Raw genomic sequence first — 25,718 nt, forward strand, 5'->3', positions numbered from 1 at the left:
GGAGACCACCATGACACAACTGGCCCGCACCAAAGCGCCGACGCTGAAACGCGCCCTGATGGGCGATCTGCTGCAAACAGTAGGTATCCTGCCGATTCTGATCCTGATCGTGGCGGTATTTGGTTTCGTTACGCCAAACTTCTTTACCGAAGCAAACCTGCTCAACATCACCCGTCAGGCCTCAATCAACATCGTGCTGGCGGCAGGCATGACCTTTGTCATTCTCACCGGCGGTATCGATCTGTCGGTGGGGTCGATGCTGGGCACCACGGCGGTAGTGGCGCTGGTGGCGTCGCTGGACCCGATGCTTGCCTCACTGACCATTCCGATGGCGCTGGGCGCGGGTCTGGTGATGGGGCTGTTTAACGGCATTCTGGTTGCCTGGGCCGGATTACCCCCCTTTATCGTCACACTCGGCACCTACACCGCGCTGCGCGGAGCGGCTTATCTGCTGGCGAACGGCACCACGGTGATTAACTCCGATATTAACTTTGAGTGGATCGGCAACGGCTATCTCGGGCCGGTGCCGTGGCTGATTGTGATTGCCTTTGCGGTAATTGCCCTCTGCTGGTTCATCCTGCGTCGCACCACGCTGGGCGTTCATATCTACGCGGTCGGCGGCAATATTCAGGCTGCGCGTCTTACCGGCATCAAGGTGGGCGTCGTGCTGCTGTTTGTCTACGGCATGAGCGGTCTGCTGTCGGGGCTGGCCGGTCTGATGAGCGCCTCGCGGCTCTATAGCGCCAACGGCAACCTCGGCGTCGGCTATGAGCTGGATGCGATTGCCGCGGTGATCCTCGGCGGCACCAGTTTTGTCGGCGGCATCGGCACCATCACCGGCACGCTGATTGGTGCACTGATTATCGCCACGCTGAATAACGGTATGACGCTGATGGGTGTCTCCTATTTCTGGCAGCTGGTGATCAAGGGTGCGGTGATCATCATCGCGGTCCTGATCGACAAATACCGTACCCGTCATCATGTGAGTTGAGGCTTTAAAGGGCGGATGGGTCCTTTAGCCTCCGCTCCCCCAAAAACGCCATTAAGCGGTTGGCACCTTGAAAACAGCAGGAGAAGGTCTATGCGTTTTAATCCGATTGTAACCGGGCTGCTGGCGGCAACGCTGTTCAGCACCGGCCTGGCTCAGGCAAAAGAACTCAAATCTATCGGCGTCACGGTTGGTGATCTGGCTAACCCCTTCTTCGTGCAGATCACCAAAGGCGCAGAGATGAAGGCGCGCCAGCTGGCGGGCGATAAGGTTAACGTCACGCTGGTCTCCAGCGGGTACGATCTCGGTCAGCAGGTCGGCCAGATTGATAACTTTATTGCGGCGAAAGTCGACATGATTATCCTCAACGCCGCCGACTCCAAGGGGATCGCCCCGGCGGTGAAGCGTGCGCGTGACGCCGGTATCGTGGTGGTGGCGGTTGACGTGGCAGCCGATGGTGCGAATGCGACCATCACCTCCGATAACACCGAGGCGGGCGCAATGGCCTGTAAATATATTTCTGACCGCCTGAAGAACAAAGGCAACGTGGTGATCATCAACGGACCGCCCGTCTCAGCCGTGCAGAACCGCGTTGAAGGCTGCATGAACGAGCTGAAAACCCATCCGGACATCAAGCTGCTCTCCTCCAACCAGAACGCCAAAGGCAGTCGTGAAGGCGGACTGGAAGTGATGACCGGTCTGCTCTCGGCTAATCCAAAAATTGATGCGGTATTTGCCATCAATGACCCGACCGCGATTGGCGCCGATTTAGCGGCGAAACAGGCGCAGCGCAGCGAGTTCTTTATCGTAGGTGTCGATGGATCGCCGGATGGGGAAGAGGCACTGAAGCGTAAAAACTCACTGTTCGTCGCAACCCCAGCTCAGGACCCGCAGGTAATGGCGGCCAAAGCGGTCGAGATTGGCTATGACATCCTGCAGGGCAAACCCGCACCGGATAAGCCCGTGCTGATCCCGGTGAAGCTGATCGATCGTAATAATATTGGTAGCTACCAGGGCTGGACGGTGAAATAAGCGTTAATGCGGCACCTTCAGGTGCCGCTTTCAAACTTCTTGCAAACTGAATCTGGCAACAACGCATAATTTTATTGCGCAGGTAACACGGGCAGAGGAGGAAAGCGTCCCGCGCCAGGGACGGCGCGGGTCGAGCGTCCAGGGATGGTTTAAGCGACTTTCCGATCTGACCGTGTTCCCTTCGCAGGCTCGGTCTTACCGCTAACCAGGCCAGACTTTGTTAGCACCTTCGGGTGCCGCTTTCAGGAGGCCACCATGCTACGTTCAGAGGTTAACGACTACCTGCAACATACCCGCGAATTTTTCCGGCAGCAGGATGTCCATCTGCCACCGTGGGCTGATTACAGCGTGAGCCAGTGGCGCGCCCAGGACCGTGAGGCAGCGCAGGAGATTCTGGCACTGCGACTGGGCTGGGATCTCACCAGTTTTGGCTCGGCGGATTTTATGCACACCGGGCTGACGCTGTTTACCCTGCGCAACGGCTCGCCAGGCGGGCAGCCATGGCACAAACCCTACGCCGAAAAGATTATGCACGTGCGTGAAGGGCAGCTGACGCCGATGCACTATCATCCCCGCAAGATGGAAGACATCATCAATCGCGGCGGCGGCAATCTGATTGTCGAACTGCATAACCGCGACGGCGACGGGCTGGCTGACTCGCCGGTGGCGGTGTCGCTGGATGGCCTGCGTCAGACCCATGCCGCCGGAACACAACTGCGGCTCTCTCCGGGTGAAAGTGTGACGCTGGAAGCGGGCATCTGGCACAGTTTCTGGGGCGAAAACGGCTTCGGCGACGTGCTGGTAGGCGAAGTGTCGATGCCCAACGATGATGAAAACGACAATGTATTTTTGACGCCGCTGGCCCGTTTCAACCCGCTGGATGAGGATGAAGCGCCGCGCTGGCTGCTGTGTAATGACTATCCGAACGGCTTTTTCTGAAACGGTGTGCAGGTCCGCCGCCATCACAGCGTCGGGCCACCCCGATCTTCGCTCAGCTGCAACAATTCCGCACGGTGTTCAGCACCGTTCTGCCTGAGTTTTTTGATGCTGCGGGCGGGCGGCTCACCGAACAGCCGCGCATAGTCGCGGGTAAACTGCGTCAGACTCTCGTAGCCGACATCCGCCGCGACGGCGGCGACATTACCGGGCCGCAGCGCCAGCCTTTTGCGCGCCGCGTAAAGCCGCAGATGTTTCTGATACTGCAGCGGGGAAAGCCCGGTGCAGGCCCGGAAGCCCCGATGAAAAGCTGACAGACTCATGCCCGCAATCGTCGCCAGCGCCTGAATACGAAACGCGGCAGTATAGTGCGTGCGAAGCCAGACCAGCGCCTTTCTGATCTTCGCGAAATGCCCGTTCACTTCCGCCGCCTGACGCAGCACGCCGCCCTGTGGGCCCTGCAACAGCCGGTAAAGAATCTCGCGCTCCACTAACGGTGCCATCACTCCGATCTCCTCCGGCTTTTCCAGCAGGCGCACCATCCGCAGCCACGCATCCGCCAGCGCATCATCGACCCTGTTAACTGACAGGCCACTCTTCGTCGCAGAAAAATCGGTAACGGGCATCTGATGTAGCAGATCGCTGATGGCCGCGTAATCGAGCGTCAGAAGCACGGCCAGATAGGGCGAGGCTTCGCTGGCATGGGTAATGTCACCCGTGGCGGGCAGGTCGAACGACGCCGTAAACATCTCTCCAGCGGAATAGCGTATAGCGCGGTCGCCCACCTGCAGCCTTTTTTCTCCCTGCAGGATCAGGCTGACGAACGGCGAGTAGATTTCCGGCGGCAGGGCCATCGGCTGGCTGACGCGATACAAATCCACGCGCGGAATCGCCGTCGCGGTGAGTGCGTCCGCCGCGCACGCCAGTATTTCCTCTCTTAACGCTTCAATACCCTTCATGCCACGTGTCTCCGGCGGTTATCACGCCTGTCAGGAGAAAAGCAGGAACAGGCAAATTTTAGGCAGGATCGCAGCCGCCGCGCAATCGGCTGAGGATTATTCTCGCTGTCTGATCGTTTTACAGGAAAAAATTAAATGAGAATTGAAGACGCAGTGATCATGATTACCGGCGCATCGTCGGGAATTGGTGAGGCTACGGCGCGTGCGGCGCTGCAGGCGGGGGCGCGGGTTATCCTGCTGGCGCGGCGCAAACAGCGTATTGACGCTCTGGCTGAGACGTCTGTCAATGCGCTGGCGGTAGCCTGTGATGTCACCCAGGCTGACCAGATTGAACACGCCGTCAGACTCGGAATGGCACGCTTTGGCCGGATTGATGTGCTTATCAACAATGCCGGGCAGGGGTTATTCGCGGCGATTGAGGAGATTGATGTAGCGGAATTCAGGTCGCTGCTCGACCTTAACCTGATTGCGCCGCTGATGATGATGCAGGCGGTGATCCCGCAGATGCGGCAGCAGGGCGCTGGGCGCATTATCAACATCAGTTCCGGGGCAACGCTGGCGACGTATCCGGGATCGGCGGCCTACACCAGTTCCAAGGCGGGGCTGAATAAGCTCTCCGGCGTGGCGCGGCTGGAGCTGGCTGATACCGGAATTACGGTCTCTGTTGTTCATCCTTTTATGACCGCCACGGAATTTTATCAGTCGGTGAAATCGGGACAGGACGTAGCGACTGAGCAGTCGCAGCAGAGCGCCGCGTTCGCTCACACTCCTGAACGCGTGGCCGAAACGATTCTCGCCGTCATCCGAAGCGGGGAAGCGCAGGTCGATCTGGTGCCGCGCGCCTATGGCGGGAGTTACGAGGGATAAGAGCGGGCCGCTGTTCACCGGCCCGGCAAGATGATTCAGGCGATCTGGCTGGTGCGCGGCGCGGTTTCGGGTTTCATCACGTCTGCCGAAAAGACGTAACCCAGACCGCGAATCGTGCGGATCAGGTCGGGCTGATGTGGGTTGGTTTCGATTTTACGGCGCAGGCGCATGATCAGCACGTCAATGGTGCGGTCAAACACATCGAGACTTTCGCTGTGCGTCAGTTCAAGCAGCTGATCGCGGGTCAGAACTTTGCGGGCATGACGCACCAGCGCACGCAGCAGGGTATATTCTCCCTGCGTCAGTGGCACCAGCTCGCGCTGCGGATTAAACAGCTGACAGCGGCCATCGTCCAGTTGCCAGCCGCCAAAACGCCAGCCCGCCTGTTCTGGATCGGGCTGCGTAATGCGTCCGCTGCGACGCAGGGCCGCCCGGGCGCGCGCCACGACCACGCGGGGATTAAAGGGTTTGGCGATGTAGTCGTCTGCGCCCATCTCCAGGCCCACTACCATCTCCGCTTCCGAACCCATGCCGGTCAGCATAATCACCAGCACGTCCGGGCGCTGCCGCTGAAGCTGCTGCAACACCAGTAGTCCATTGGTATCGGGCAGCATCATATCCAGCATCACCAGCGAAATTTCCGGGTGCTCGCTAAGCATGGAGAGCGCCTCGCGTCCCTGATGGCAGCTGTAGACCGTTAACAGATGTTCACTTAACGCATCCTGCAGGACGTCGCAGACAGCAGGATCATCATCCACCACCAAAATCGCTGGCTTCATGGCGCGGCCTCAATGTTACGAAAGAGTTAATTCTGGAGTCTACACAGGCCATAAAAGGTTGCTGAGGCGACGTGCTGAAACGTGACCCGCTTCGCCTCTGAGAGTACGGAAGCGTGCGCTGGCGCAGAGTTTTTCGGGGTTGCCTGTTTACAACAGGAAAACGATTGCGCGGGATCGGTGCATTGCACCATAATCGCGCCCTGTTTTGATTCGGAATCTTCTTAGGCGCGTCCGGCGCTGCCAGGTAATCGATTGCGTCGGTAGATGGCATGGCAATTGCTTTGGGCAGTGGGTAAGACAGGGAATTCAGGCGATTCTGGCACGCACTCAGGCGGCAGCCGTTATCAACGTCCCAAAAACAGAATAAATCAGCATGCAAACCCCTTTGGCAAGTGAGACTGATGTCTCCTGTATCGAGAGATGATGATGTTAGAAAAACTATTCAAACTCAAAGCGCATAACACCACGGTTCGTACCGAGATTATCGCCGGGATCACCACCTTCCTGGCGATGGCGTATATTCTGTTTGTGAACCCGAGCATTCTGGGCGCGACCGGCATGGACAAGGGCGCGGTGTTTGTCGCCACCTGTCTGGCGGCGGCGATTGGTTGCGCGCTGATGGGGCTGATCGCCAACTACCCGATTGCACTGGCACCGGGCATGGGGCTTAACGCCTTCTTCACTTACACCGTCGTGCTGCACATGGGCTACACGTGGCAGATTGCGCTGGGCGCGGTGTTTCTCTCGGCGGTGATTTTCTTCGCGATGTCACTGTTTAAAATCCGTGAGTGGATTATTGCCAGTATCCCGCTGCCGCTGCGCGCCGGGATTGGTGCCGGTATCGGGCTGTTCCTGGCGATCATTGCACTGGAAGGGGCGGGCATTGTGGTCGCTAACCCGGCGACGCTGGTGGGGATTGGCGATCTGACCAAACCTGGCCCGCTGCTGGCGATGCTGGGCTTTGTGGTGATCGTGGTACTGGAAGCGCGTCGCGTAACCGGTGCGGTGCTGATCGGCATTCTGCTGGTGACCTTTATCTCCATGGGCATTGGCCTGTCGCCGTTTGCGGGTGTCTTCTCTGCGCCGCCGTCGATTGCACCGACCTTTATGCAGCTGGATATCGCCGGGGCGTTTAACGTTGGCCTGATCAGCGTGATTTTTGCCTTCCTGTTTGTCGATGTGTTTGATAACACCGGCACGCTGCTGGGCGTGACCAAACGTGCCGGTCTGGCGGATGAGCAGGGCAACGTGCCGAAGATGGGCCGTGCACTGATTGCTGACAGTGCGGCTGCGCTGTTTGGTTCACTGCTCGGCACCTCGACCACGACCAGTTATGTGGAGTCTGCGGCGGGCGTGAGTGCTGGTGGCCGTACCGGACTGACCGCGATTGTGGTCGGTGTGCTGTTCCTGCTGGCGCTGTTCTTCTCGCCGCTGGCCTCCAGTGTGCCAGTTTATGCGACTGCGCCTGCGCTGCTGTTTGTGGCGGTGCTGATGGCCTCCGGTCTGGCTGATATTGACTGGAAAGATATTACAACTGCCGCACCAGTCACCGTGACCGCGCTGACTATGCCGCTGACCTATTCGATCGCTAACGGCATCGCGTTTGGTTTTATTACCTGGACGCTGGTGAAACTGCTCAGCGGTCGTGTGAAAGAGGTGAATGCGGCGCTGGTGATTCTGTCGATTCTGTTTGTAATTAAGCTGGGATGGCTGAGTGCTTAGCTGTTGCCTGGCGGCAGGGATGTTACGCCTTGCGGCGGGCCTGGTAAGAGTGGATTTCGCTTAGCAGCGGGCTGAGACTGAGCAGGTTACGCCCGCCAGGCGGTGGGCAGTTTCAGGTCGCCCGTGCAGGCGGACGCGTCAAGGGGCGGACGCCCGCCCCTTAACAATCCTGGCGTCCGGCTGCCTGCGCGCCCCGCTGTGCGGGGTGCCTTCGTCACGCCCTGCGGCCCACGGACCGTCCGGACGCGCCATCCCTGGCGCGAACCGTCCTTTCGCCGACGTCCTGTCGGCTCATCCTCGCCTCCGGTTGTTCCTCAGCGCTTCGGACGCCTCTTACAAACCCCCGCCTGTGAGTTTTTTGAGCTGTCTGCTGCCTGAAGACCTTTTCTGAGACATAAAGCGATAACGTACTCAACACAAAAAGAAGAGATAAAAGCGGGGGAGAGAGGCCGTCAGAGCCGCTGAGCGGATGAGGGATTTCAGGACGAGCGGCAGGGATGCCGCGAAGAGGCGGGTTCGCGCCAGGGATGGCGCGTCCCGGCGGTCCGTAAGAAATCCGGAAGACGCGAAGGAACCGCGAAGCGGCGGTGAAGCAGGCCGGAGCGCGGGGTCAAGGGGGCGCGGCGACTGGCGCCCCCTTGTGGGTCGCCTGCAGAGGCGTGTCTGAAACTGCCCGGCTCACCAGGCGAACGAAACCTTCTCATAGCCCGTTCGCGCAGCGAACACCAGGGCCATGCCAGCCCGCCACGCGACGAAACCTTCTCATATCCCGTTCGCGCAGCGAACAAACACCAGCTTCAGCGCCGCAGCAAGCCCGTTCGCGCAGCGAACACCACCCTCGCCAGCAGCGAAAAACTTACCTGAAAGGCGGCTCATTAAACGTCCGCAGCTTCCGCGAATGCAGCTTATCGCCTTCGGCGCGCAGCAGCTCAACCGCGTGGATACCAATCTGCAGATGCTCTGAAATCGCCCCCTCATAGAAGCGGTTTGCCTGACCCGGCAGCTTGATCTCGCCGTGCAGCGGCTTGTCGGAAACGCACAGCAGCGTACCGTAGGGCACCCGGAAGCGATAACCCTGCGCGGCAATGGTGGCGCTCTCCATATCGACCGCGACGGCGCGGCTCAGGTTAAAGCGCAGGGCTGACGCAGAGTAGCGCAGTTCCCAGTTGCGATCGTCCGTGGTGACCACGGTGCCGGTGCGCAGTCGCTGCTTCACTTCTTCACCTGGCATATTACTGACGGCTTTCGTGGCGTCATACAGCGCACGCTGGACTTCGGCAATGCTTGGCACCGGAATGTCGGGCGGCAGGACGCTATCGAGCACGTGATCGTCACGAAGATAAGCATGGGCCAGCACGTAATCGCCAATTCGCTGGCTTTCACGCAGACCGCCACAGTGACCAATCATCAGCCAGGCGTGGGGTCGCATTACTGCCAGGTGATCGCAGATGGTTTTGGCATTCGACGGGCCAACACCGATATTGATCAGTGTAATGCCGCGACGATTCGGTGAGGTGAGGTGCCAGGCTGGCATCTGGTGCTTCTTCCACGCCAGGTCAGAGAGCATCGACTCGCTATCGGCGGTGTCGGCGGTCAGCACCACATCACCGGCGCAGGCCAGGCTGTCATAAGGGGTATTGGGATCGCGCACCTGCTCGATCGCCCAGCGCACAAACTCATCCACATAGCGGGTGTAGTTGGTGAACAGCACAAACGGCTGGAAGTGCTCCACGCTGGTGCCGGTGTAGTGACGCAGACGGGCCAGTGAAAAGTCGGTACGCAGCGCGTCAAAGTGCGACAGCGGGAATTTGGCGTCGGCGTGGAACAGACCATCGGTGGTCTCATCGCCAATCTGCGACAGCTCAGTGGTGGGGAAGTGGCGCGCGATACCGGCGCTCATGGTGCGATCCAGTGACAGGTCAGAGCCGTCGATCACGTAAGGATAGGGGATCTCCTGGCTGGACGGCCCCACGTCGATCTCCAACTTATATTCCTTCTCCAGCATCTGAAGCTGTTCCGAAATGTAGTGACGCAGCAACGCCGGACGGGTAACCGTGGTGCTGTAGCTACCGGTGTGGGTGAAACGTCCCCAGGCACGCGTGCGGTTCTGCTGTGGACCTTCACCGAGCCAGGTAATGCGCAGCTCCGGGTAGACAAACAGTCCCCTGGCGCGATCGGCCTCGTCGGGCAGCGTGCCGTTTTCGGTAAAGACTTTAATCGCCGCGCGCAGCGCATCAACGGCACCGTCGTACAGGCGTTCAAGTTCATCCAGCGCCTGCTGGCTGGTCAGGTTTTTCCGTAATGTCGGCATGGTTTCTCCTTCCATTTTTTTCCGCAATTTGCCCCAAGCTTAGCGGGTTTGTTGCAGAGATTGGTGAAGAATCTGTGATCGCCTTTTTTTTGCACTAACGGCGAAGGTAATCTGAGCAGTGCTGTTTTAAGAAAGAATCCGGCGCCCTTGAATCCATTAAGAAAATCTTTACTATTTCAGAAAAGAATCGTCACATTCAGATGCGATTCAGATAACAAAACAGTGGCAAAGCAGGCAGCGGCAAAGCATTAACATCGGGTCATAACGTCAGGCAAATAATCAGGTTTGCTACAGCGGACGGGGCAGTGAGGCAGAATCTGCCGTAACGGGATTAAAAAGTTTGTAACCATGATTAATTTGCACCGGAAAGACTTTGCATATTTCTCTGCCCCCTATCATCATTAGATCTCGTCTGTCACTTCTGATTTGGTAATCCTTTGCAAAATCCTGGCGTAGCAGTGATGCAGGCGATCAAACGCACGGCGTGGTATCCGAAACGCCGCTCGTATCGCACGCTCTACTGGCGTGAAATATCGCCATTAGCAGTGCCTATCTTCTTCGAGAACGCCTGTGTGCTGTTGATGGGCGTACTGAGCACCTTCCTGGTCAGCTGGCTGGGTAAAGAGGCGATGGCGGGTGTTGGCCTTGCCGACAGCTTCAACATGGTGATCATCTCGTTCTTTGCTGCCATCGATCTCGGTACCACGGTAGTGGTGGCGTTCAGCCTGGCAAAACGCAACGGCAAGCGCGCTCGCGCCGCCACGCGTCAGTCGCTGGCCATGATGACGATACTCGCCTTTGTGCTGGTGATCGCCATTGAGTTCTGGGGCCACCTGATTGTCGATGCAATCGCTGGTGCGGCCGATCCTAAAGTGAAAGCGCTGGCGCTAAGCTATCTGCAGACCTCTGCCTGGAGCTATCCGGCTGCCGCCATTACGCTGATCGGCAGCGGGGCGCTGCGCGGTGCAGGCAACACCAAGATTCCGATGCTGATTAACGGCGGCATGAACATCCTGAACATCATCATCAGTAGCGTGCTGATTTATGGCTGCTTCTCGTGGGAGGGATTAGGGTTTGTCGGAGCCGGACTCGGGCTGACCATCACCCGCTACATCGGGGCGATCGCGGTGATTTACGTGCTGATGATCGGCTTCAACGCCTCACTGAAAATCACGCTGTCGAGCTATTTCCGGCGCTGGAATAGCAGCATTCTGATGGAAGTTTTAGGTATCGGTGTGCCAGCCAGCATCGAGTCTGTGCTGTTCAACGGCGGTAAACTGCTGACCCAGGTGTTTGTGGCTGGCATGGGCACCAGTGAGATTGCGGGTAACTTTATCGCGTTCTCGGTAGCGTCCCTGATTAACCTGCCGGGCAATGCGCTGGGTTCCGCATCCACCATTATTACCGGCACCCGTCTGGGCAGAAATCAGGTGTTTCAGGCTGAGCGTCAGGTGCGCCATGTCTTCTGGCTGGCGACGTTGTGTCTGAGCGCAATAGCGCTGCTGACGGTCCCCCTGGCCGGGTTGCTGGCGCGTTTCTACACCAGCGATCCCGAGGTGATCAATGTGACGAAGCACCTGCTCTGGCTTAACGCGCTGTTTATGCCGCTGTGGGCAGCGTCATGGGTGCTGCCCGCCGGACTTAAGGGCGCGCGTGATGCACGCTACACCATGTATGTCTCGATGTTCAGCATGTGGTGCGCCCGTGTGGTGGTCGGTTATCTGCTTGGCATTGTGCTGGGGATGGGCGTCACTGGTGTCTGGCTGGGGATGTTCCTGGATTGGACGGTGCGCGGCATCTTCTTCTGGTGGCGGCTCAACAGTGGTAAGTGGCTCAATCGCTACCGGAAGATGATCGCCAAAACCGGTTAGCGTTCTGCTTACGCCTTCCCTGATCCTGGGGAAGGCGTCAACTCTCATTCCCGCCCAAAAAAATAACATCTCCGTCACATCTCCAGACTTCCGGTCCTAAATTCAGACAGTTGCACAAAGCCAGCCTCGCCGGACAGGGTTAGCGTAATGCCTGCTGCGCACTGACGCAGAGACTACTTATCAAGGTGACCCTATGATCCGTCCTAAAACGGCGCTGGCGCTCCTGCCGCTGCTGTGTAGCTGCCCGCTGTGGGCGACAACCTTTGTCTATGTATCGAATGCTGAATCCGGCACCGTTTCCCGCTATCAGCTCAGTGAGGCGAACGGCAGCCTGCAATGGCGGGGCGATACGCCGGCCGGAAAAAAAATCATGCCGCTGGCGGCCAGCCCGGATGGTAAACATCTCTATGGTGCGCTGCGCAGTCCGCCTTATTCGATCATCAGCTGGCGCGTCACCGGCCCGCACGGCGATCTGAAGAAACTGGCGGTAACGCCGGTTGCAGCCAGCTTTCCGTGGATCACCACTGATAAGAGCGGGCGCTATCTGCTGGCCGCCTCCTATGACAGCGATATCGTCACCAGCAACCGGATTGATGACAAAGGGATTGTGACCGCTCAGGTCACGGGCGAGGTGAAAACCGGGCCACATGCTCATTCCGTCATCACCGACGTCACTAACCATTCACTCTACGTTGGCAATCTTGGCGCGGATCGGGTGCTGCAATATACCTTTGCCAGTGATGGAGCCATCACGCCGCTGGGCACCGGTTTTGTTCAGGGTGAGAAGAACAGCGGTGCGCGGCATTCGGTGATCTCGCCGGATAATCGTTTTCTCTATAACCTCGCGGAAATGAGCGGCACCATCACCCAGTTCCGGCGCGCGGCGGATGGCTCGCTGACGGAGCTGAAACGCTGGCCGAATGCGGTGGCGAAGAAATATAACCTGCAGCATGGCGAGCAGCGCCCGGCGGGTTACAGCGATCCGACGCCGCGCATCTGGGCGGCAGACATCAAAATTACGCCGGATGGACAATTTATTTACGTAACCGAGCGCACCTCCAGTACCGTCAGCGGTTACCGGGTAGATAAACAGTCGGGCGAGTTAACGCTCATCGGCAGCTGGCCAGTGGAAAAACAGCCGCGCAGTATAGCTATTGATGCGCAGGGCAAATGGCTGATCGCCAGCGGAGAGAAGAGTGCCGTGATTGGCAGCTACGCTATCGATCCTGCCAGCGGCGAACTCAAACGGGTCGCTGAAGCGCCAGCCGGTAAAGGCGCGAACTGGGTGACGCTGATAAAGCAGTAACAGGCCAGTGTCTGGTGCTGGCTAATCAGCCGGACAGGCTGCTTATGCCATCTCCGGCATAAGCAGCGCAGAAATTTTTGCTTCAGATTGCGTGCACAAGCAGGTTTACTCAGGGCATCAACTGATGCGGAGAGCCTGAGATGAAACAGAAACTGATAGCCTGGTTTGAACAGCTGCTGAACGGCTCTGCCGGGAATGCGCATAGCCATGACATTCACGTGGAGCTTCTGTTGCCGCTGAGTCAGCTGTATGGACTGGAATATTATCCGGCAGTGCATCGCTACCATGAAAAGTAGCGATCGGGTATAAAGCAAAAAACCCGCTCAGGTTTCCCTGAGCGGGTTTTTCTAATCTGGCTCCTCTGACTGGACTCGAACCAGTGACATACGGATTAACAGTCCGCCGTTCTACCGACTGAACTACAGAGGAATCGTTTGAACGAGGCGAATATTAACGGCGTCGCTCTAAGGTGTCAACAGCAAAAAATACATTATCATTCAACTGGCTAGCTTTAACGCAAAGCGATCGTGATTTAAGCAGTCTGAGCCGTATCAGCAGCCATTCGGGTGAGCGGATCCTGCTGGTAAAACTGGCGCAGATGCTGATACATGGCGGGAAAGCGTTCGGCCAGCAAAACCGGAGCCGTAAAGAAATATTCAGAGAGCACGGCGAAGCATTCAGCCGGATCGCTGGCAGCGTAAGGATCAATCGTAGCAGCCTGTTCGCCCACCAGTTCAACCTCACTCTCAATCTCTTCCATTGCGGCACGCAAATCCTTTTCCCACTGCGCCACGTCACGCAACGGTATCACCGGAACGCCGCTGGTATAACCGCTGCCGCGCGCATCCAGCTTATGTGCGACTTCATGAATGACCAGATTAAAGCCGGAGAGATCGAAAGAGTCCTGAATATCAAGCCAGTTGAGCACCACCGGCCCCTGGGTCCAGCTCTGCCCCGAGTGAACAGCAGGCGTGCTGTGAACCAGCCCATCTTCATCCTGCCAGTGGTCGTCAACTTCGAACGGTTCGGGATAGATCAGCACATCGTGAAAACCGTCCAGCCATTCCAGACCCAGTTTCAGCACCGGCAAAGAGAAGAGCAGGGCGATGCGCACGCTGCGCAGTTCATCCAGTTGTGCACCTTCAAGGGGAACCAGTTTTTTCTGTTGCAGAAAGCGCTTCGCAAGCTCAACGAGCGCCTGTTGTTCGGCATCACTGAGCGGGCTGAATACCGGCTGGGCAAGGCCCCGCTGCCACGGCAGCGCAGCCAGCATGTCGTCATGCGTTTTCCAGGGCCATTTAAACATCGCAACTCCCGCACAGAACCGGACTATTTCGCTATCCTGACGCGCCAGACATAAAAATGCCAGCATCGAATGCTGGCATCAACTATCTGAATACAGGGCTGAAGACTGTCTATTCAACCCGTTAGCGCGACCATTGTCTGTGATTCAACCCGCAAAGCGCAGGGCTGAGGCATCAGTTGCGTTCGATGCGCTGAAATTCAATGACCCAGACCCAGGGATTCACTTCCCAGCTGGTCGCACCGTACTGTTTTTCCCAGGCTTTGCGATACGCCTCTTTGGGGGATTCAGAGTTGGCTTTTATGGTGAAGAAGTTATTCAGGAAATGCGAGTCGGTTTGTACGCCCTCGGCCCGGATGTCATCTTCACTGATGTCCTGAATCTTCTCTGCGCGGACGCCGGTAATTTCAAGATTGATGCGGCTGGCCCAGCGCGGCATATGAATGGCAGTCTGCCAGCCAAACTCTTCGGCTTCCGGGGTGCTCAGTGCATGCTGTCCCAGCTCATTGCTGTCGGCACGATACTGACAATATTCTGGCAGGCGAAACGGTGTCGGGTCACGTTCATACTCGGCCAGATCGCGCTCAGGCACCATCGGGCCACGCCAGGTTTCACGCACCCAGAGTATGTCACCTGGTTTGCCATAGGGGCATTGATAGCTGATGTCGGTCATCGACATCATTTTGTAGCCATGCAGATGGTTAGCACTCACATCGAAGGCGTGTACGCCCTCGTGATGATCCTGTCCCGGACCGAAAGCCTGAGTTTTCATAATGCGCCGGGTTTGCGTTTGCTGGCCAACCAACAGGGCACGAACACGCTGTTCGGAAAAAAGAATCGGCCGTTCTTTCATTGATTACCTCTTTTTATTAGTAGAACCCGGTTACTGCTGTATAAGTCCATTTGCTTCACATCTGGTAGTTAGCATAAAAGCTTTAAATCATTTTGCTTAATAATTTTTCGCCTGATAGTCGCCTGGAAATTGTCACGTTGGGTATCAAAAACCAGCAAAATGCAAAAAGCGCACCAACGCTTTTTTCACAATGGGCTGATCGCGACGAACAGCACGGATACAGTACGTTATAACGATAAAAATAGGAACCTTTTCAGACTTTCTCGCCTGTCATTGCGCACACTTTTACAATTAATTGCGTGACAAAAAAATGTTCAGCAGGGTCTGTATAATGGGTTAAGCACTTACAAAACATTACTGCTGTTAAACTAATTTTCTTAGCAGAAATTGACTGAGTAAAGGCTGAAAACGGCCAAAATTGCGGTTATTGTGTAACAGAGATGCTATACAGATGATCCAGATCTCATTTTCCTGCCCGAAAACACTGGCAGCGCCGCTCTTTTCAACACCACTGTAAGAAAAGTGTCATTAGCCAGTCGCTATGATGGCTTGCCGTTCGCGCACTGGCGCAACGAATCTGCGGTCGATCACTACAGGGAGAAAGTTTATGTCACTCACACTCTGGCAATCTCGCTATGAAAGCTGGTTTCAGGCGAACTGGATCCACGACGACGGCGCGCACGATATCGCCCATTTACGGCGCGTCTGGATGAGCGCACAGCGCGTCATGTCCGGTACGCCCGCTGATCCGCTGGTGGTGCTGACCGCCTGCTATTTTCACGATGTGGTGAATCTGCCGAAGAACCATCCGGAACGCCATCTCGCCTCGACCTATGCCGCAGCGGAAACCCAGCGCATTCTGCAGCAGGATTTCCTCGATTTCCCTGCTGATAAGATTGATGCGGTGATGCATGCCGTTAAAACCCACAGTTTCAGCGCCGGGATACCGCCGCAAACGCTGGAAGCCAAAATTGTGCAGGATGCTGACCGGCTGGAGTCGCTGGGCGCAATCGGGCTGGCGCGTGTCTTCTACACCGCTGGTGCACTGAATCGCCCCTTGTTCGATAGTCAGGACCCACTGGGTAAAAATCGCGAGTTGAACGATGTTAAGTGGACTCTGGACCATTTTCAGAAGAAGCTGCTCCGGCTGCCAGAAACCATGCACACCGAAACCGGTCGCCTGCTGGCTGAGCATAACGCCGACTTCCTGGTACGCTATATGGCAAAGCTTTATGCCGAGCTTCAGGGCAATCTGGTGGGAATGGATGAAGGCGTGCTGCGGGACTTCACCCCTTTGCAAACCGAATATTAAATTTTTATGACAGTATGTTAATCGAAACGGTCATCCGGTAGCGTGTAGCGATAACAAAAAGGAGCTGCCCGATGACCGAAACTGTTAATTTAACGATTAAAATTGATCCCGAGCTTAAAGAAACGATTAAGCAGCTGGCGCTGGAAAACCAGATTTCAATGAGCCAGGAAATCGTTCAGCGTTTGCAGGCGAGCCTGGAAACGCATCCCCATCCGGCAATTGATAATCAGGACATCACTGAAGAGGGGACGGAGGGAGCCGGTGCCACGGATGCGAAGACCGATGGATTAAGCGCCTCTGAGTTGAAGCAGATCCGCCTGCTGCTGAAGAAGCAGACCAAGAAGAAGAAATAAAACAAAAACCCGTCTCAGGACGGGTTTTTTCATTTCAGAGCATTGACGACTTCAGCTGGCGAATATGGGGCAGCAGCAGCTGTGCGACCGCAGCAAATACCGGCACGACCACCGAGTTACCAAACTGTTTATACGCCTGGGTATCCGAGACCGGAATGCGGAACGGCTCACGGCCTGGCACATCAAAGCCCATCAGGCGCGCGCACTCGCGTGGGGAGAGACGGCGTGGCCGCCGCGCCATATTATCCGCATCCTGAAACGCCGCTTCACCCAATGCGCTATCCCAGCCGCGATCGATCAGAATCTCTGAGCCATCTTTATAGTAACGCGCCGACAGCGTACGCACGCAGCAGTCAGGATTGCGCGGATCGTTGAGGCCAAAGCCAAACCCATTGCCTTTCGCTTTATGTTTTTTTGCATACTGATAGAGGTAGCGCCACAGCACTGGCGACAGAGTATATTTGTCGTCAGGCGCGCTTTCCAGCAGGCTTTGCAGGCTGGGCACCTGCGCCGGATAGAAACGACGGATATCGCGCAGGGTGAAATCCTGCTTTTTCAGGTCACGGCGAATACCCACCAGCACAATGCGTTCGCGATGCTGCGGCAGAAAGTGACGCGCATCGATCACTTTGGCATCCGGGCTGCTGGCTCCGGCATCCGCCACGTCATAGCCCAGCTCATCCAGCGTCTCCATGATAATGGCAAAGGTGCGGCCTTTATCGTGGCTCTTGAGGTTTTTCACATTCTCCAGCACAAAGAAGGGCGGCTTCTTGGCAGCCAGAATGCGGGCGACATCAAAAAACAGCGTGCCCTGTACCTGACACTCAAAACCGTGCGCGCGGCCCAGCGCATTTTTCTTGCTGACGCCCGCCAGCGAAAAGGGCTGGCAGGGAAAACCGGCCAGTAACACCTGATGATCGGGAATCGCGGCATCAATCGCGCGGTATATCTCGTCATCGTCAGTCAGACCTTCCGGCTGGGTCACCTGACGGATGTCGGTATTGAAGTGATGCTCCAGTGGATCGCTGTAGTGGTTGGCTTTGTAAGTGCGCACGGCTTCTTTATTCCATTCACTGGTAAAGACGCACTTGCCGCCAATCGCTTCGAATCCTTTGCGAATACCACCAATCCCGGCAAAGAGATCGATAAAACGAAACTCAGGATGATCATAATGGGCCGGTCGGGTCGGCAGCAGACCCTGTAACAGCGACAGCTCCGCCTCACACAGCGGTGGCAGGGCGCTTTTACCCTGCCGAATCCGGTTCAGCAGGGCCGGCGTCCAGCAGGAAAATCCCGCCTGCTGCAGGCGGGTCGTGAGATCACGAACCGAATAGATTGCCAGCACCTGCTGAAAAAGTTCAGACGCATCAGCAGATGAAAGTGCAGCAGAGAGTGGTTCAGCGAGGGCGGCGGGATGCATGCGTTTTTCCTTAACAGTAAGGTGCCTATGCTATCACTCCAGACGCTGTGTGGAAATTGCCGGGATGTGCCCTGTACCCGCGCCCCGGAAAGTTCTGTTTTTGCGGCGCTTGTTCCGAAGTCGTCTGGCGACAGCTTTCGCTTTTCGTGGCGCAGACTAAAGTTACTGAACCAGCAAAAAAGGAGAGGTTATGGCTGATGTTCACTCCAGCGAAACACGCAGCAAAAATATGCGTGCCATTCGCGCTCAGGATACGGCCATTGAGCAACGTATTGCGCTGTTGCTGAAAGACCGGGGGTTTAGCTTTCGCGTACAGGATAAAAATCTGCCGGGACGGCCCGATTTCGTTCTGACAGAACAACAGGCGATCATCTTTGTTCATGGCTGCTTCTGGCATCGTCATCACTGCTATCTGTTTAAAATGCCGGCGACACGCACAGAGTTCTGGACCGGCAAAATCAACAGTAATGTTGAACGCGACCGGCGCTATGTGCGCCAGCTGCAGGAAGCCGGCTGGAAAGTGCTGATCATCTGGGAGTGCGCGCTTCGCGGCAAACTGCGCCTGGGAGATCAGGACCTGCTGGAGCGGCTGGAGGAGTGGCTGATGGCGATGTCGGAGAGTGCCGAGGTCGACCATCAGGGCATCCATCATTACAACGCCGATTGCTAATCAGGGACATAATTGGTTAGATCTGCGCTTTCTCCGTGGCCAGGAGCCTTAATGAGCAGCATAAAACTGACGGTAAAACGCCTTTACCAGATTCGTGACGAGCGAATGGTGAATACCAAAGCGACCGCGCGGGTCTACTGCGGCGACAGGCTTATCGCCACGGAGGAGATCACTGGCATGACCGAAAGCCCGGTCAGCAAATATTTGCACGCTGAAGGAGCAGCAGGCGAGACGGTGCGGGTAGAGTGGGATTGTGAGGGCATCGCCGAGATGACTGTGACGGAAATTGAGCGCTGCCCATGTTGTCAACATAACGAACCAGACTAAGGATAAGATTTTGGCAGGCACCAGTTTACTGACTTTACTTGATGATATTGCAACACTTCTGGACGATATTTCCGTCATGGGAAAAGTGGCGGCGAAAAAGACCGCTGGCGTACTGGGCGACGATTTGTCGCTGAATGCACAGCAGGTCACCGGCGTAAAAGCCAACCGTGAACTGCCGGTCGTATGGGGCGTGGCCAAGGGATCGTTTCTCAACAAACTGATTCTGGTGCCACTGGCGCTGATTATCTCCGCGTTTGCCCCCTGGCTGATTACGCCACTGCTGATGATCGGCGGTGCCTATCTCTGCTACGAAGGCGTTGAGAAGGTGATGCACACGCTGCAGCAGGACAAACAGAGCAAATCACCGGAAGCGCGTAAGCAGCGACTCGATTCGCTGGCGAACCAGAATGCGGCTGAGTTTGAGAAGAAGAAGATCAAAGGCGCAGTGCGCACCGATTTTATTCTGTCAGCAGAAATTGTCGCGATTACCTTAGGCATCGTGTCGGAGGCGCCGCTGCTCAACCAGGTGATTATTCTGGCGGGCATCGCGATTCTGGTCACCATCGGCGTTTACGGCATTGTGGCGGCCATTGTAAAAATTGATGACCTCGGCTTCTGGCTGCGTGAAAAAACGTCACGCATCGCGCAGGGCATTGGTAGCGTGCTGCTGGCTGCCGCACCCTGGCTGATGAAGATTCTTTCGGTCGTCGGCACCATCGCGATGTTCCTGGTCGGCGGCGGTATCGTGGTTCATGGCATTGCGCCGCTGCATCATCTTATCGAGGAAGTCAGCGGCGGCTTCAGCGGCTGGATCGCGATGCTGCTGAGCAACGGCGCCAACCTGGTGCTCGGTTTTATCATTGGGTCGATCGTGCTGTTAGTGGTCAACCTTATTGCCAGAGTGCGCGGAAAATCGGTATAAAGCGCACTGTGATTTACGGTCAGGAGAATGACGATGAACGACGACATGTTTGAATTTGATATCGACGCACAGCTTGAGCAGGCTGAAGCGAAAGCAGAGAAAAAAGCCAGCGAAGTGCCGGATGATTTTGGCGACGAAGCCGATTGTGAAGGCTGTAAAATCTGACGTCAGCGTCAATGCTTCATCAAAGCGGATAAGTTTTCTTATCCGCTTTTTTTATTCTCCGCATATACAGCTGATTAATTCCGAATTTGCCCGTTTTTGCTTGCCTTAACAGGCAGGTGTCGGCTTTGCCTGCTATAAAGATAATAATCACTCAGGTTAGTAACATCCATTTAAGGAGCGCAACATGGTTTTCGCAATCAGTGAAGAAGTGCAGCACAAGGAACAGGGTCAGACGATGGTCGTGACCGGCTTCGCGAGTGGCATGGTGGAGTGCCGCTGGTATGACGGCTATGCCGTGCGCAGCGAAGCGTTTCGCAGCGATGAGCTGAGCGCACTGAATGCTGAGCAACTGGCGAGCTGATAAGATCAGGCCTGGGGGTCCTGCGACCCGTCAGGCCCGCTTTCTGCTTATTGAAGGCCCGGCACGCTCCCTGTGCCGCCCTGTTTCAAACGTTACCGTCGTTATCCTCTTCCACGGCCTGATAGATGCGCTGCAATACGTCCGGGAAAGCGGACTGCACGCGACTCCAGCTCGGTATAAACGGCTTGTCGTTAGGACGCTCAATAAAGGCCTGTCCCGCTTCAAGAATCGACTGGGTAAACATTTCTACCGCTGCCTCTTCTACGTGCTGATCAAACTTCAGCCCGTTCATCGCCGCCTCATGGTTATAGGTCTCCATCATATCCAGCGCATTACGATAATAGGTGGCTTTCAGAACACGGAACGAGTCGCTGGTCAGTGGCACACCCATGGTGGCGAGCTTACGCAGCAGTGACTGGACGATATCGCTGCTCATGCGCTTCAGGCCGCCGGTGCCATCATCTTCCGCCAGAGGCTGGTGTTTGTGATCGTAATTGTCGGCGATCTCAACCTGACATGACTGACGGGTGGTGTAGTTACGGTAAATCTCCGACAGCACGCCAATCTCCAGACCCCAGTCGCCAGGAATTTTGATGCCGTTCAGCACATGCGTCCGCATGGCGAACTCCCCGGAAAGCGGATAGCGGAAACTCGACAGGTAATCCAGGTACTCTGAGTGACCATAAACTTTCTGCAGCGAGCGCAGCAGCGGCCCGACCAGCAGACGACCTACGCGGCCATTAAGCTTGCCATCCGCGACGCGCGCATAGAAGCCCTTACAGAACTCATACTGAAATGACGGGTTGGCCAGCGGGTAGAGCAGACGGGCGAGCATGCCGCGCTCGTAGGTCACGATATCGCAGTCATGCAGCGCGACACAGCTGGTGCGGTCCGACGCCAGCGTATAGCCGGTACAGAACCAGACATTACGGCCTTTGCCAGGATTAGTGGGCGACAGACCTTCTTTATCCAGCTCTGCATCAATCGCCTTCAGACGCGGGCCATCGTTCCACAGAATGCGATGGCGTTGCGGCAGGCGGGAAAAGAACTCGCGGGCAAACAGGAACTGGTCGCGGTCGGCCCGATCCAGTCCGATGACGATCTCATCCAGATAGGGCACTTTCGCCAGCTCATCGACGATCTTTGTCAGCGCCGGGCCTTCAAGTTCGGAAAAAAGCGATGGCAGGATCAGCCCCATTTTGCGTTTGCGGGCAAAGCGAACCATCTCTTTTTCCAGCGACTCCACGCTACGGTGGGTAAGGTTGTGGAAGTTGGTGATTACGCCATTCTGATAAAAGTCACTCATCGCATCATCCTTTTAATGCCCGTGGGCAGCTTATTGAGGTTGAGTCAAAAAATAGTCCAGCCCTTCACGCCAGCCTTCAGGGCCATGATGGGCGGTGTGATAAACCTGCTGCTGGTCGGTCCGGCTGAGTGTGACCGGTGTTTTACTGTAGCCCCTGATGACCACGGCAAAATCAACCGCATCCAGCATTGGGGCATCGTTGGGTCCGTCACCCAGACCGATGGTCGTGCGCGCCTCACCGGGCGAGTGGTCCAGTAGCCAGCGCAGCGCTTCGCCTTTGCCACTGCCCGCCGGCATCACATGCCAGAAACGACCGCCCTGCGTCAGTGCCAGACCTTCTGCGCGCAGCGCGTCATGGAACCGGTCAAAGGCTTCATCACTGTCGCGCCAGACAATCACTTCTGACGCGTCGCGCTGACGGGACAGCGCCGATTCCGCCTCGCTCAGACCAGTCATTGAGGCCACTTCCGGATCAGAGAAGTCATGGAAGCCGGTAAAACGGTAGTCGGTTTTCAAAGTAGCAAGACGCTGGCAGAGGGTGTCATAGGTCAGCGTGTTGTCGGGCAGGCGGATTTGCCGCTGATCGAGCGTCTGCACCACGGCCCCGTTTTCAGCAATGAAGGGTGAACCACTGATGCCGAGCCTTTTTTGCAGCGGAATAATCTCAGCTGCCGTTTTGCTGGAACAGATCACCAGCGGAACGTCGTGTTGCTTCAGTGTGGTGAGCCACTCGGTGGCCGCATCCCAGCGATAGGTATGATGGTCAAGTAATGAACCATCCAGATCGGTAATAATCATTAACGGCTGGTGGAGATCGGGCATTGACAGGCTCCTTTCATCACGTTCGCGGCTAAAGCAGCGGATTTTCAATATTATAGTTGAATATGGCTCACACTTTTTTTCCTGCCACGCTGTCGCGAAATCCAGGATAATTCTTAAAAACAGAGGACTGAAAAAAGGGAATGCATGAAGTGTGCGGGGCTAAGTCACTGACTGGTGCGATATTTTGATTACAGTAGCGCTAAAATTACCTGGCAGGTTGCAGAAACGTGCATATCTGATGCTTGTTTCGAAATCGGGATCGCGTAATCTGCAAGGGTGTTAAGAATTCCCTGGTGTAACGAATTGAATTTTTTACCCGGCCATCCCGCCGGGTATTTTTTTGAAATCGATTTCATCGGCTGATTTATCAGGCGCGATAGTTAGAAATGTCAATTTCAAACGCCTCCGCCAGTTCGGTATAGGAAGAGTAAATGTGTCCTTCAACTTCCAGCCGTGGCGTCTGACCCTGATCCATGTACTCTCGTATTTCTCCTGACGTTCTGGCCTGAATCGCCGCCAGTAAACTCTCGACATCAACCTGCAAATCCGACGGCTGACCCTCGCTGTACTGTTTTTCGTCTGTCATTTTCTTACTCCTGAGAGCAAACAGAATATTCAGTATAGAACGCGATACCGAAAGGCGGGGGCGGGCAGATCGCAGGCAAAAAAAGCCCGCGCTGCGCGGGCAAAATCCTTGTTACTTTCAGGTTGTGGCTGCACCTATGGGGTGGTGCAGTAGAGAGAAGTTTAAAGGGCAGACGCGTAAGAAGTCTTGCAGTGAAATGTTAAGACATTGCAAAAGTCCCTCCTTACTCAGATTTACCTGACTTTAATCCTCAACAGAGCAGATTCAGCTATAGTTAAAAATAAAGCTGATTTTTATCAATACCTAAAGGAATGGTTATGGACATTTTAAGAATTATTATTGCGATTTTGCTGCCACCGCTGGGCGTGTTTATGCAGGTCGGTTTTGGCGGTGCCTTCTGGCTGAACATCCTGCTGACGATCTGTGGGTATATCCCTGGTATTATTCACGCCGTCTGGGTTATTGCCCGCCGCTAACGCGCTGCATTGGCACGGTTCTTCGTTTAGACTGTACTCAGTGAATAATCAGGAGAACCGAAATGAAGGTAAATGACCGCGTCAGCGTCAAAACCGATGGCGGCCCGCGTCGCATTGGCACCATTCTGGCAATGGAGCCGTTTAATGAAGGCACCATGTTTCTGGTGGCGCTGGAGGATTATCCGCTAGGCATCTGGTTTTTTAATGAGACACACCAGCCGGATGGCATCTTCGTGGAGCCCTGCCAGGACGCCTGAGTCTGACACGCATGAAAAAGCCGCCTTTCCGACTGCCGGAAAGGCGGCTTTTTGCTCTGGGTGATTCCTCGACTGATGTCAGTCGATGAATATCACCCGGTATACCCTTAGAAGGTTTCCCAGTTATCCGTGCCAGAGGCCAGCGCTGGGCGGGGTGCCAGAGCCGGTGTTTTTAACGGGGAAGAGGCACGAGGCGCCACGCCTGCGGTGGCGGGTAAATCCTGCAGGCGGAATGCTGCTACCGCCTGCGTTAGTTTGCCCGCCTGATCTTCCAGCGAGGCCGCTGCTGCGGAAGCTTCTTCCACCAGTGAGGCGTTCTGCTGAGTAACATTATCCATCTCAGTGACGGCCTGGCTCACCTGCTGAATACCGCGGCTCTGCTCGTCCGAGGCGGCTGCAATTTCCGACATAATATCGGTAACGCGACGAACCGCTTCTACAATCTCGCCCATGGTGCTGCCCGCTTCACCAACCTGATGCGATCCATCCTTGATCAGCGTGACCGACTCAGCAATCAGGGATTCAATCTCTTTAGCCGCCTGCGCACTGCGCTGGGCCAGACTGCGTACTTCGCTGGCCACCACCGCAAAACCTCGACCCTGTTCACCGGCACGCGCCGCTTCTACCGCTGCGTTCAAGGCCAGGATGTTGGTCTGGAATGCAATGCTATTAATGACGTTGGTGATTTCAGCAATCTTCTTCGAGCTGCCGGAGATGTTGGTCATGGTTTTCACCACGCTATTGACCAGATCGCCACCGCTGCGTGCTTTGCCGGAAGCATCCGCAGCCAGCTGGCTGGCGTGATGGGCATTCTCGGCGTTCTGTTTCACTGTTGCAGTCAGCTGTTCCATGCTGGCTGCCGTCTGCTCCAGCGCTGCCGCCTGCTGCTCGGTACGGGAAGAGAGATCGGTGTTACCGGCGGAAATCTCACTGGAGCCCTGATAAATCGCCACAGCGCCTTCGCGCACCGTTCCGACTGTGGTTACAAGCGACTGCTGCATCAGTTGCAGATTATGGATCAGTGTACCAATCTCACTGCGACCAAAGGGCAGGGGAGCGGAGGTCAGATCGCCCTGTGCAATACGTTCGATACGCATCACCGACTGACGCAGCGGATTAATGACCACCCGGCGCAGGAAGACAAAGGTCAGCAGCACCAGCACCAGAGCGGCACTGAACGCCACGGCCATGGCGATAAAGCCGATACGGGACTGGTGATCGGCTTCGACGGTAATGGCATTGGCGCGGTCAGTACGGATCCTGATGGCCTTCAGTAACACCGCATTATAGTCTTCATCCAGCTTGCGGGTTACGTCCGTTTCCTGCGCGATGATGCCCTCAAAGCTGCCCTGTTTACCGGCGTCGATCATCGGTATCAGGCCTTTATTAATGTAATCGTTAAAGCGTGCCTGCAGCGTGGCATCCAGGTCAGTGTCAGCAGGGGTCTTCACTTCACGTGCCTGATAGACAGCGAAGCCATCTTTTGCCTGCTGAATACGTTTTTCAGCCGCAGCCACGTTGGCGCGAAACTCATCCATGTCACCAATACGTGCGGCGGCACCGGCCTGAATGATCGTCAGACGCGCAGTGCGCAGGTGGTTTGAACTGTTAGAGAGGCCCATGCGAACCTGAATTTCGTCCGTGGCATCACTGAGAGAATGATTACCTAAAATCAGAAAGTAACTGGCGACACCAATACAGAGTGCGAACAGCAGCAAAATGCCGCCGAAGATCAGGCTAAACAGTGGTACCAGGCGGAGATTCTGCCAGATGCCAGCGCTCTTATGTCCATCATTATCTAATGCAGTGTTCAT

General features: G+C 56.0%; 27 protein-coding genes and 1 tRNA gene. 17 read left to right on the forward strand and 11 right to left on the reverse strand.

Annotated features, from left to right (window positions below):
• Positions 1-10: 10 nt before the first annotated feature.
• The 3 genes from ACR8BF_RS07555 to ACR8BF_RS07565 all read left to right on the forward strand — a co-directional run bounded on the left by ACR8BF_RS07555 (position 11) and on the right by ACR8BF_RS07565 (position 2,959).
• Positions 11-991 (forward strand): ABC transporter permease subunit, encoded by a 981-nt coding sequence (locus ACR8BF_RS07555; RefSeq protein ID WP_179895426.1) that lies wholly within the window; start codon positions 11-13, stop codon positions 989-991.
• Between the two features lie 90 nt (positions 992-1,081).
• Complete coding sequence (locus ACR8BF_RS07560) at positions 1,082-2,020, forward strand: ABC transporter substrate-binding protein (protein ID WP_090959892.1); 939 nt, start codon at positions 1,082-1,084, stop codon at positions 2,018-2,020.
• Positions 2,021-2,275: 255 nt separating this feature from the next.
• A complete protein-coding gene (locus ACR8BF_RS07565; protein ID WP_434745818.1) occupies positions 2,276-2,959 on the forward strand; it encodes a D-lyxose/D-mannose isomerase in 684 nt (227 codons plus the stop codon).
• A 23-nt stretch (positions 2,960-2,982) separates the two neighbouring features.
• Here ACR8BF_RS07565 and ACR8BF_RS07570 read toward each other — a convergent pair whose 3' ends face one another.
• A complete protein-coding gene (locus ACR8BF_RS07570; RefSeq protein WP_434745819.1) occupies positions 2,983-3,915 on the reverse strand; it encodes an AraC family transcriptional regulator N-terminal domain-containing protein in 933 nt (310 codons plus the stop codon).
• A gap of 135 nt (positions 3,916-4,050) precedes the next feature.
• Between ACR8BF_RS07570 and ACR8BF_RS07575 the strand changes: the two genes are divergently transcribed.
• On the forward strand, positions 4,051-4,782 hold the full coding sequence (locus ACR8BF_RS07575; protein ID WP_434745820.1) for an SDR family oxidoreductase: 732 nt from the start codon (positions 4,051-4,053) through the stop codon (positions 4,780-4,782).
• 35 nt (positions 4,783-4,817) lie between these two features.
• Here the strand turns inward: ACR8BF_RS07575 and ACR8BF_RS07580 are convergent, their stop codons facing one another.
• Positions 4,818-5,561 (reverse strand): response regulator, encoded by a 744-nt coding sequence (locus tag ACR8BF_RS07580; RefSeq protein WP_179895430.1) that lies wholly within the window; start codon positions 5,559-5,561, stop codon positions 4,818-4,820.
• Between the two features lie 423 nt (positions 5,562-5,984).
• Here ACR8BF_RS07580 and ACR8BF_RS07585 point away from each other — a divergent pair, with 423 nt between their 5' ends.
• Positions 5,985-7,283: an NCS2 family permease gene (locus ACR8BF_RS07585; protein ID WP_218928096.1), complete on the forward strand. Its 1,299-nt coding sequence runs from the start codon at positions 5,985-5,987 to the stop codon at positions 7,281-7,283.
• 856 nt (positions 7,284-8,139) lie between these two features.
• Here ACR8BF_RS07585 and ACR8BF_RS07590 read toward each other — a convergent pair.
• Positions 8,140-9,594: an AMP nucleosidase gene (locus ACR8BF_RS07590; RefSeq protein ID WP_434745821.1), complete on the reverse strand. Its 1,455-nt coding sequence runs from the start codon at positions 9,592-9,594 to the stop codon at positions 8,140-8,142.
• Between the two features lie 461 nt (positions 9,595-10,055).
• Here ACR8BF_RS07590 and ACR8BF_RS07595 point away from each other — a divergent pair, with 461 nt between their 5' ends.
• The 3 genes from ACR8BF_RS07595 (at position 10,056) to ACR8BF_RS07605 (ending at position 13,067) form a co-directional block, all read left to right on the forward strand.
• A complete protein-coding gene (locus ACR8BF_RS07595; RefSeq protein WP_314984276.1) occupies positions 10,056-11,465 on the forward strand; it encodes an EmmdR/YeeO family multidrug/toxin efflux MATE transporter in 1,410 nt (469 codons plus the stop codon).
• Positions 11,466-11,658: 193 nt separating this feature from the next.
• The gene (locus ACR8BF_RS07600; protein ID WP_292992254.1) at positions 11,659-12,771 is read left to right on the forward strand and encodes a lactonase family protein; all 1,113 of its coding nucleotides are present in this window, start codon (positions 11,659-11,661) and stop codon (positions 12,769-12,771) included.
• Positions 12,772-12,911: 140 nt separating this feature from the next.
• Positions 12,912-13,067: a hypothetical protein gene (locus tag ACR8BF_RS07605; RefSeq protein WP_179895434.1), complete on the forward strand. Its 156-nt coding sequence runs from the start codon at positions 12,912-12,914 to the stop codon at positions 13,065-13,067.
• A 57-nt stretch (positions 13,068-13,124) separates the two neighbouring features.
• Here the strand turns inward: ACR8BF_RS07605 and ACR8BF_RS07610 are convergent.
• From ACR8BF_RS07610 to ACR8BF_RS07620, 3 genes are all read right to left on the reverse strand, one after another.
• Positions 13,125-13,200: transfer RNA gene (locus tag ACR8BF_RS07610), tRNA-Asn, on the reverse strand.
• A 103-nt stretch (positions 13,201-13,303) separates the two neighbouring features.
• The gene (gene mtfA / locus ACR8BF_RS07615; RefSeq protein ID WP_313700257.1) at positions 13,304-14,077 is read right to left on the reverse strand and encodes a DgsA anti-repressor MtfA; all 774 of its coding nucleotides are present in this window, start codon (positions 14,075-14,077) and stop codon (positions 13,304-13,306) included.
• 172 nt (positions 14,078-14,249) lie between these two features.
• Entirely contained in the window at positions 14,250-14,927 is a 678-nt protein-coding gene (locus ACR8BF_RS07620) for a hypothetical protein (protein ID WP_179895436.1), read from the reverse strand.
• Positions 14,928-15,534: 607 nt separating this feature from the next.
• Here ACR8BF_RS07620 and ACR8BF_RS07625 point away from each other — a divergent pair.
• Positions 15,535-16,239, forward strand: a complete 705-nt coding sequence (locus ACR8BF_RS07625) for a phosphohydrolase (RefSeq protein WP_434745822.1) — start codon at positions 15,535-15,537, stop codon at positions 16,237-16,239.
• 71 nt (positions 16,240-16,310) lie between these two features.
• Positions 16,311-16,592, forward strand: coding sequence for an Arc family DNA-binding protein (locus tag ACR8BF_RS07630; protein WP_179895438.1), 282 nt, complete (start codon positions 16,311-16,313; stop codon positions 16,590-16,592).
• Positions 16,593-16,626: 34 nt separating this feature from the next.
• On the opposite strand, the gene dcm is transcribed toward ACR8BF_RS07630, so the two are convergent.
• Positions 16,627-18,012, reverse strand: coding sequence for a DNA (cytosine-5-)-methyltransferase (gene dcm / locus ACR8BF_RS07635; protein ID WP_434745823.1), 1,386 nt, complete (start codon positions 18,010-18,012; stop codon positions 16,627-16,629).
• 190 nt (positions 18,013-18,202) lie between these two features.
• Here dcm and ACR8BF_RS07640 point away from each other — a divergent pair, with 190 nt between their 5' ends.
• From ACR8BF_RS07640 to ACR8BF_RS07660, 5 genes are all read left to right on the forward strand, one after another.
• Positions 18,203-18,682 (forward strand): very short patch repair endonuclease, encoded by a 480-nt coding sequence (locus ACR8BF_RS07640; protein ID WP_313700265.1) that lies wholly within the window; start codon positions 18,203-18,205, stop codon positions 18,680-18,682.
• Positions 18,683-18,733: 51 nt separating this feature from the next.
• Positions 18,734-19,009 (forward strand): hypothetical protein, encoded by a 276-nt coding sequence (locus tag ACR8BF_RS07645; protein WP_090959971.1) that lies wholly within the window; start codon positions 18,734-18,736, stop codon positions 19,007-19,009.
• Positions 19,010-19,019: 10 nt separating this feature from the next.
• Positions 19,020-19,931, forward strand: coding sequence for a DUF808 domain-containing protein (locus tag ACR8BF_RS07650; protein WP_179895441.1), 912 nt, complete (start codon positions 19,020-19,022; stop codon positions 19,929-19,931).
• 33 nt (positions 19,932-19,964) lie between these two features.
• Positions 19,965-20,096 (forward strand): hypothetical protein, encoded by a 132-nt coding sequence (locus ACR8BF_RS07655; RefSeq protein ID WP_314984254.1) that lies wholly within the window; start codon positions 19,965-19,967, stop codon positions 20,094-20,096.
• Positions 20,097-20,280: 184 nt separating this feature from the next.
• Positions 20,281-20,457: a YodC family protein gene (locus ACR8BF_RS07660; protein ID WP_179895442.1), complete on the forward strand. Its 177-nt coding sequence runs from the start codon at positions 20,281-20,283 to the stop codon at positions 20,455-20,457.
• 85 nt (positions 20,458-20,542) lie between these two features.
• Here the strand turns inward: ACR8BF_RS07660 and ACR8BF_RS07665 are convergent, their stop codons facing one another.
• The 3 genes from ACR8BF_RS07665 to ACR8BF_RS07675 all read right to left on the reverse strand — a co-directional run bounded on the left by ACR8BF_RS07665 (position 20,543) and on the right by ACR8BF_RS07675 (position 23,171).
• Positions 20,543-21,763 (reverse strand): glycosyl transferase, encoded by a 1,221-nt coding sequence (locus tag ACR8BF_RS07665; protein ID WP_090959981.1) that lies wholly within the window; start codon positions 21,761-21,763, stop codon positions 20,543-20,545.
• A gap of 30 nt (positions 21,764-21,793) precedes the next feature.
• Positions 21,794-22,585: a mannosyl-3-phosphoglycerate phosphatase-related protein gene (locus ACR8BF_RS07670; protein WP_434745824.1), complete on the reverse strand. Its 792-nt coding sequence runs from the start codon at positions 22,583-22,585 to the stop codon at positions 21,794-21,796.
• Between the two features lie 367 nt (positions 22,586-22,952).
• Positions 22,953-23,171 (reverse strand): DUF2525 domain-containing protein, encoded by a 219-nt coding sequence (locus ACR8BF_RS07675; protein WP_434745825.1) that lies wholly within the window; start codon positions 23,169-23,171, stop codon positions 22,953-22,955.
• Positions 23,172-23,488: 317 nt separating this feature from the next.
• Here ACR8BF_RS07675 and ACR8BF_RS07680 point away from each other — a divergent pair, with 317 nt between their 5' ends.
• Together ACR8BF_RS07680 and dsrB are read left to right on the forward strand one after the other, a co-directional pair.
• Entirely contained in the window at positions 23,489-23,647 is a 159-nt protein-coding gene (locus tag ACR8BF_RS07680) for a YqaE/Pmp3 family membrane protein (RefSeq protein WP_003854456.1), read from the forward strand.
• 62 nt (positions 23,648-23,709) lie between these two features.
• The gene (dsrB, locus tag ACR8BF_RS07685) at positions 23,710-23,904 is read left to right on the forward strand and encodes a protein DsrB (RefSeq protein ID WP_313700272.1); all 195 of its coding nucleotides are present in this window, start codon (positions 23,710-23,712) and stop codon (positions 23,902-23,904) included.
• A gap of 107 nt (positions 23,905-24,011) precedes the next feature.
• Here the strand turns inward: dsrB and ACR8BF_RS07690 are convergent, their stop codons facing one another.
• Entirely contained in the window at positions 24,012-25,718 is a 1,707-nt protein-coding gene (locus ACR8BF_RS07690; protein ID WP_434745826.1) for a methyl-accepting chemotaxis protein, read from the reverse strand.

The sequence above is a fragment of the Candidatus Pantoea rara genome (assembly GCF_051136265.1).
GTDB classification, from domain to species: Bacteria; Pseudomonadota; Gammaproteobacteria; order Enterobacterales; family Enterobacteriaceae; genus Pantoea; species Pantoea rara.